This window comes from Kitasatospora sp. MBT66, assembly GCF_000710405.2.
Classification (GTDB): Bacteria; Actinomycetota; Actinomycetes; order Streptomycetales; family Streptomycetaceae; genus Kitasatospora; species Kitasatospora purpeofusca.
Window position 1 is genome coordinate 1,184,589 of the sequence record NZ_JAIY01000006.1, and the last position, 341, is coordinate 1,184,929.

The 341-nt window shown below is 78.9% G+C and carries 1 pseudogene; it reads right to left on the bottom strand.

Annotated elements, in window-relative coordinates:
* Positions 1-181: pseudogene (locus BI06_RS55530) on the bottom strand (hypothetical protein); the annotation flags it as partial.
* Between the last annotated feature and the right edge of the window lie 160 nt (positions 182-341).

Here is a 341-nt window from a genome sequence, read left to right on the forward strand (position 1 = left end):
TGAATGCCCGATCGGTCGTCTGCCGCCAGGTGGCGGACGGCCGGTGCCGTGCCCGGTGGAAGATCCTCACGTTCGTCCCTGCCGTCGTCGTCCGCTCAAGTCCCTTGTCCGCTCCCGTGCCCGCTCCCGCGGCACGGGCCCGGCGCCCCGGGTCGGTGTTCCACGCTACGACCGCATCCAACCACGACGGCCGCCGCCCGCGCTCCCCACCGCCGAGGTTGCCCGTAACCGGCCCCCACCCCAGCCTGCCCGCCCCGCCCCGGCTCCTCAACCCCGGGCCGGACCGGTCCGGGGCCGGCCCCCGCCCGCCCCGGGTCCGCCCCGCGCGCGCCGCGCCACCG